The organism is Allobosea sp., from assembly GCF_048595345.1.
GTDB lineage: Bacteria > Pseudomonadota > Alphaproteobacteria > Rhizobiales > Beijerinckiaceae > Allobosea.
This window is the reverse complement of sequence record NZ_JBMDWH010000150.1, coordinates 1-6,190: the sequence shown is the minus strand read 5'-3', so window position 1 is coordinate 6,190 and position 6,190 is coordinate 1. Positions and strand designations below refer to the sequence as shown.

The window sequence follows — 6,190 nt, the reverse complement described above, 5'->3', positions numbered from 1 at the left end:
GGCGGCGGCGTTGAGGTGCTTGGCGACGATGGCGCGCAGATCCTCCGGCAGCCGCTCCCAGGCGCGGCGATTGCCGAGGAACCAGAACCCGTCCCACATGTGGTTGGTGATGGAGAGGTATTTCTGCACCTCGAACAGCTTCGCGGTCGAGATGATCGCCATCGGGTTTTCCTGGCCGTCGACCACCTTGGTCTGCAGGGCGCTGTAGACCTCGGCGAAGTTGATCGAGGCGGGCGCCGACTGGAAGGCCGAGAACATGGAGGTCCAGAGCGGGGAGACCGGCACGCGGATCTTGAAACCCTTGAGGTCGTCCGGCGTGTTGATCGGGCCCTTGGAGGAGGTGATCTGGCGGAAGCCGTTGTCCCAGATCTTGTCCATGACGACGAGGTTCGCCTTTTGGATCTGGCCGCGGACATAAGCCCCCAGATCGCCGTCCATCGCCTTCCAGACGGCCTCGTAATTCGGGAAGGCGAAACCGATGCCCGAGACCGAGGCGTTGGCGACCAGCGTCGAGAGGATCAGCGGCGAGAGGGTGAAGAACTCGACGCCGCCGGAGCGCACCTGGCTCAGCATGTCGGTGTCGGAGCCGAGCTGGTTGTTCGGGAAGATCTGGATGTCGACGCGGCCCTTGGTCTCGTCCTTGATCTTCGCCATCGCCTCGCTGGCGCGGACATTCATCGGATGCACGATCGGCAGGTTGTTCGCGTATTTGTAGCTGAATTCGGCGCTCTGCGCGTTGGCACGGCCGATCTGGAAGGTGCCGATGGCGGAGGCGGCGGCCGTGGCCTTCAGCAGGGTGCGGCGAGACAGGGTCATGAGCGTTTTCTCCTCGAGGTCGGTTCTTGTTGTCGCAAAAGTCTACAGCACCCAGGTGGACAGGCCCGGCACCAGAGCGATGACGACGAGGCCGACCAGAAGGGCGATGAGATAGGGCCAGATCGCGCCCATCGCCTCGTCCGGCGAGACGTTGCCGATCTTGCAGGCGATGTAGAAGCCGATGCCGATGGGCGGCGCCATCAGCCCGATATTCATCGCGGTAACGACGACCATCGAATAATGCACATCGTTGATGCCGAGATTCCTGGCGATCGGGAACATCAGCGGGGCCATCAGCACGATCGCCGGCAGGCCTTCGAGCACGCAGCCCAGGATCATGAAGACGACGATCGTCAAGGCCATGAAGGTCAGCCAGCCGCCGGGAAGCCCCGCCATGAAGCTCGCCAGATCGCGAGCGAAGCCGGTCTGCGTCAGCGCCCACGCCATAGCGAGCGCGGTGCCGAGGATCATCAGGATCGCGCCCGACAGCGCCGCGGTCTCGACCAGCATCGCATAGAAGCGCTGCCGGCCGATGCCGCCATAGAGCACCATGCCGATGACCAGCGCGTAGAGCACCGCGATGGTCGAGACCTCCGTCGCGGTCGCGACGCCGCCGCCGACCGCGGCGCGAATGAGGAAGGGCAGGACGAGGGCCGGCGCGGCGATCAGTGCCGTCTTGCCGATAAAGGCCAGCGGCGCGCGGCGCACGCCCCTCATTTCCTCGGCCATCGCCTTCCAGCGGGCGAGGCCGGCCAGCGCCAGGAGCAGCACGCCTGCGATGACGAAGCCGGCATTGAACAGCCCCGCGATCGAGACGCCGGCGACCGAGCCGAGCACGATCAGCACGATGGAGGGCGGCACCGTGTCCGCCATCGCCGCGCCGGTCGAGAGCAGGGCGATCAGATCCTTGGGCTTGTAACCGCGCCGCTTCATCTCCGGGAACAGGGCCGGGGCCACCGTTGCCATGTCCGAGACCTTGGAGCCGGAGATGCCCGAGACGAGAAAGAGCGAGCCGAGCAGCACATAGGACATGCCGGCGCGGACATGGCCGAGCATCGAGGCCAGGAAATCGACGATGGCCTTGCCCATGCCGGTGGCGTCGAGAATGCAGCCGAGCAGCACGAAGATCGGCACGGAGAGCAGGATGAGGCTCGACATGCCCTCGTCCATCCGCCCGACCATCACCATCACAGGGACATTGGTGGAGAAGACGAGGAAGCACAGCGTGCCGAGCCCGAAACAGAACGCGATCGGCACGCCCGCGACGAGGCACAGAGCCACCACGCCGAGCAGGAAGATCAGGATGTTGCCGTAGCCGAGGCCGCGCAAAGTGGGGCCGAGCAGCCAGAAGGCCAGGCCGGCCGCGCCGATCAGGGCGGCCGCCAGCGCCAGATCGCCGAGGCGGGCGGTGCGGAAGACATAGCGCAGCGTCAGCAGCAGCATCAGGACGATGCCGGCGGCGATGGCCGAGGCCCGCCAGCTCATCGGGATGTTGAGTGCGGCGGAGGTGACGTAGCTTTCCTCCACCGCATATTCGATCGCCGGGTCGACCAGCCCGGCCAGAAAGGCCGCGATGGCGACGAGCGCCGCCGTCTCGACGAAAGCGCGCAGCCGCGGCGGCATCATTCCGACGAAGAGCGACAGGCGCAGATGCTCGTTGCGGTCGATCGCAATGGCCGAGCCGAGCATGGCGAGCCAGATGAAGCAGAGCGAGGCCACCTCGTCGATCCAGACGAAGGGAAGTGAGAAGACGTAGCGCGATGTCACGCCCAGCAGCAGCACGCAGATCACGACGGCGACGAGTGCCGCCGCCACCATCTCGACCGGGCGCATGATCGGGGAGCCCGGGCGCGCATCGGCGTTCTCGCTGAGATTCTCCGGGATGGTGAGCGTATCGGCGGCGCCGGTCATGCCGCGCCCCTGTCCGATGTCGGTGCGGCCGCAGCCGACTGCGCCCAGGCACGGCGTGCCGTGCGGTCCATGCGTCATCCTCCCCATCGCGCCGCACTCTGGATCGAACCGGGCAGCGTCTCGTGTGGTCCATACTGTGGCATCAGCCACGGCCGGACAAGGCGGAGATTACACGCTGATCGATGCATTGCAATGGCCGGGGCGGCCGACTAGGCTGAAGATATAAGAATAAGGTCCGCATCATGGACCGCCGGGAGGGCATCCGTCTTGCTGTCATCCGCATCGCGCGCCGAGCTGTCGGGCTCGCAGAGCGTCGATCGCGCGCTCGCGCTGCTGGCGCTGATCGGGCGCGAGCCGGCCGCTGGATTGCCGCTCTCCGACATCGTCGCAGCCAGCGGCCTCAACAAGCCCACGGCCCGCCGGCTGCTGCTCGCGCTGATGCGCGCCGGGCTGGTCGAGCAGGAGCCTCGAACGCGCCATTACGGGCTCGGCGAACAGGCCTTCGTGCTCGGCGTGCTGGCGGCTCGGCGCCACGACCTGCCGCTGCTGGCGATGGAAAATCTGCGCCGGCTGGCGACCCACACCCAGGATACGAGCTTCCTGACGGTGCGGCGCGACCTCTTCGCCGTCTGCCTGCATCGGCAGGAGGGCAGCTACCCCGTGCGCACCCATGCGCTGCAGACGGGCGACCAGCATCCACTCGGTGTCGGGGCCGGTTCGCTGGCCATCCTCGCCGCGCTGCCGGACGAGGAGGTGGAGCGCATCCTCGGCGCCAACGAGCCCGTCCTGGCGGCCCGCTACCCGCTCTTCGGCCCGCAGACGCTCCGCGAGGACGTCGCGGAGGCGCGTGCGCGCGGCTTCGCGCTCAATCCGGGCCGCCTCGTCCCGAGTTCCTGGGGGCTGGGCGCGGCCTTTCGCTATCCGGACGGGCGCGTCGCGGGCGCCTTCTCGATCGCGGCGATCGACAGCCGCATGGCGCCGGCACGGCAGGCCGAGATCGGCGCGCTGCTCGGCGAGGAGGCGGCACGCATGGAAGCGGCGCTGGCCGATCTGTTTCGAACCCGGCGGGCCGGTGCGCCCGCGACCGAGGCGGCTTTTGCGCCGGCCGCGAGGAGGAGGGCCTGAGATGGCACCGCAAGCCATGAACCCCAAAGGTGGAATTGTGCCGATGACGCGGCGCGTGATGAACCTCGCCCATATCGCGACGCAGAATGCGAGGCGCCTGCCGGCTCACCCTGCCTTCATCTGGGGCGATCTGACGCTGAGCTGGTCCGCGCTGGATGCCCAGATTTCGGCGCTGGCGGCGGGCCTACGCGCGCGCGGCATCGGCAAGGGCGACCGGATCCTGGTCCATTCCAAGAATTGCGACGCGATGTTCGTCTCGATGTTCGCGACCTTCCGGCTGGGAGCGGTCTGGGTGCCGACGAACTTCCGCCTGCTGCCGGACGAGGTCGCCTATCTCGCCACCGCTTCCGGCGCGAAGGGCTTCCTCTGCCATGGCGATTTCCCGGCGCATGCGGGGGCCGTCGCGGCGGCGAGCCCGGCTTTGGAGTTCACCTGGCGGATCGGTGAGGGCGGCTTCGGCGAGAATGCGGTCGCGTCGGTGATCGAGCGCCATCTCGGCGAGAGGGTCGAGAATGCGGCGGTGGATCATGACGATCCGTGCTGGTTCTTCTTCACCTCGGGCACGACGGGCCGCTCGAAGGCGGCGGTGCTGACGCATGGCCAAATGGGCTTCGTGGTGACGAACCATCTGTGCGACCTGCTGCCGGGCTCGACCGAGGCCGATGCCTCGCTGGTGGTGGCGCCGCTCTCCCATGGCGCGGGAGTGCATCAGCTGGTGATGTCGGCGCGCGGGGCGCCCTCGATCCTGCTGCCGAGCGAGCGCTTCGATATCGAAGAGGCCTACCGGCTGATCGAGACCCACCGCATCACCAACATCTTCACCGTGCCGACGATCCTGAAGATGCTGGTCGAGCATCCCGCCGTCGACGCCCATGACCATTCCAGCCTGCGCCACATCATCTATGCCGGCGCGCCGATGTATCGCGAGGACCAGAAGGCGGCGCTGAAGAAGCTCGGCAAGGTGATCGTGCAGTATTTCGGGCTGGGCGAGGTGACCGGCAATATCACCGTGCTGCCGCCGGCCCTGCACGAGCCCGAGGACGGGCCGCATGCCCGCATCGGCACCTGCGGCTTCGAGCGCACGGGCATGCAGGTGCAGATCCAGGACGAGGAGGGCAGGGAGGTCGCTCCCCACGTGCAGGGCGAAATCTGCGTGATCGGACCCGCTGTCTTCGCCGGCTATTACGACAACCCGGAGGCCAATGCGAAATCCTTCCGCGACGGCTGGTTCCGCACCGGCGATCTCGGCCATATGGACGAGCAGGGCTTCGTCTACATCACCGGCCGCGCCTCGGACATGTACATCTCGGGCGGCTCCAACATCTATCCGCGCGAGATCGAGGAGAAGATCCTGACCCATCCGGCCATCGCCGAGGTGGCGGTGCTGGGGGTTCCCGATCCGGTCTGGGGCGAGATCGGCATCGCGGTCTGCGTCGCTCGGCCCGGTGCGCGGGCGAGCGAGGCGGAGATCGCCGAGTTCCTCAGCCCCAAGATCGCCCGCTACAAGATGCCCAAGCGCTTCCTGTTCTGGGAGGCGCTGCCGAAATCCGGCTACGGCAAGGTGCCCAAGCGGCTGGTCAAGGACGAGCTGGAGGCACGCGGCGAGCTTGCCCGGATGGCGGGGGCCGTCTCATGAGGCACATCGAGCAGCCCGGCACCGGCACGCCCGAGCGCATCCAGGCGGTCGCATGCCATGGGCGCGCCTTCCCGATGACGCTGGAGGCGGGGCTGCCGCTGCTGGAGGCGCTGCGCCGCAGCTTCGCGGCGGCCGGCTTCGTCTCGGGCGTGGCCAGGCTCGACGGGCTGGCGCTGTCGCCCTTCGCCTATGTGATGCCGGCGCTGTCGAAGACGCCGGAGCATGCGGCCTTCTACAGCGAGACTTTCCGGCCCGGCGGGATCGCGCGCCTCGAAACCGGCGCGATCACCTTCGGCCTGCGGGACGGCCTGCCCTTCTTCCACGCCCATGCGCTCTGGACCGAGGCGTCCGGCCATCGTTCCGGCGGCCATATCCTGCCCGATGAGACGATGGTGGCTGAGACGATCACGCTGCCGGCGGTCGGGATCGACGGGGCGGCCTTCGTCGCCGAAGGGGATGAGGAGACGAACTTCAAGCTGTTCGGGCCGCGGCAGGCCGATCTGCTCGGAGCGAGCCGCGAAGGGCGCTTCTTTGCGCTGCGGGTCAAGCCGAACATCGATTTCTGCGGGGCGCTGGAAGAATTCTGCGCCCAGCATGGCATCGCCGAAGCCGTGATCCATGGCGGCGTCGGCTCGACGATCGGCGCGCGGTTCGAGGCTGGGCCGGCGGTCGAGCGTTTCGCGACAGAGGTCGCGATCACGG

General features: G+C 67.7%; 5 protein-coding genes. 3 read left to right on the top strand and 2 right to left on the bottom strand.

The features are described 5' to 3' along the window. Positions 1-816 (bottom strand): TRAP transporter substrate-binding protein (locus tag ACOJTB_RS14015; protein WP_420103140.1); only part of this gene is annotated, 816 nt, incomplete at its 3' end. A gap of 42 nt (positions 817-858) precedes the next feature. Continuing rightward, positions 859-2,727 carry a TRAP transporter large permease gene (locus ACOJTB_RS14010; protein WP_420103142.1) on the bottom strand — a complete coding sequence of 623 codons (1,869 nt, stop codon included), beginning with the start codon at positions 2,725-2,727 and terminating at the stop codon, positions 859-861. Between the two features lie 270 nt (positions 2,728-2,997). On the opposite strand from ACOJTB_RS14010, the gene ACOJTB_RS14005 reads away from it, so the two are divergent. From ACOJTB_RS14005 to ACOJTB_RS13995, 3 genes are all read left to right on the top strand, one after another. After that, positions 2,998-3,852 (top strand): IclR family transcriptional regulator, encoded by an 855-nt coding sequence (locus tag ACOJTB_RS14005; protein ID WP_420103141.1) that lies wholly within the window; start codon positions 2,998-3,000, stop codon positions 3,850-3,852. Between the two features lies 1 nt (position 3,853). Next, positions 3,854-5,488 carry an acyl-CoA synthetase gene (locus ACOJTB_RS14000; RefSeq protein WP_420103139.1) on the top strand — a complete coding sequence of 545 codons (1,635 nt, stop codon included), beginning with the start codon at positions 3,854-3,856 and terminating at the stop codon, positions 5,486-5,488. After that, positions 5,485-6,190: PPC domain-containing DNA-binding protein (locus ACOJTB_RS13995; protein ID WP_420103138.1), on the top strand; the 706-nt coding region annotated here is incomplete at its 3' end. The genes ACOJTB_RS14000 and ACOJTB_RS13995, both read left to right, overlap by 4 nt.

Coding starts and splice junctions, on each gene's coding strand:
- ACOJTB_RS14010 (WP_420103142.1), bottom strand. CDS start 2,727: ATGACCGGCGCCGCCGATACGCTCACCATCCCGGAGAATCTCAGCGAG.
- ACOJTB_RS14000 (WP_420103139.1), top strand. CDS start 3,854: ATGGCACCGCAAGCCATGAACCCCAAAGGTGGAATTGTGCCGATGACG.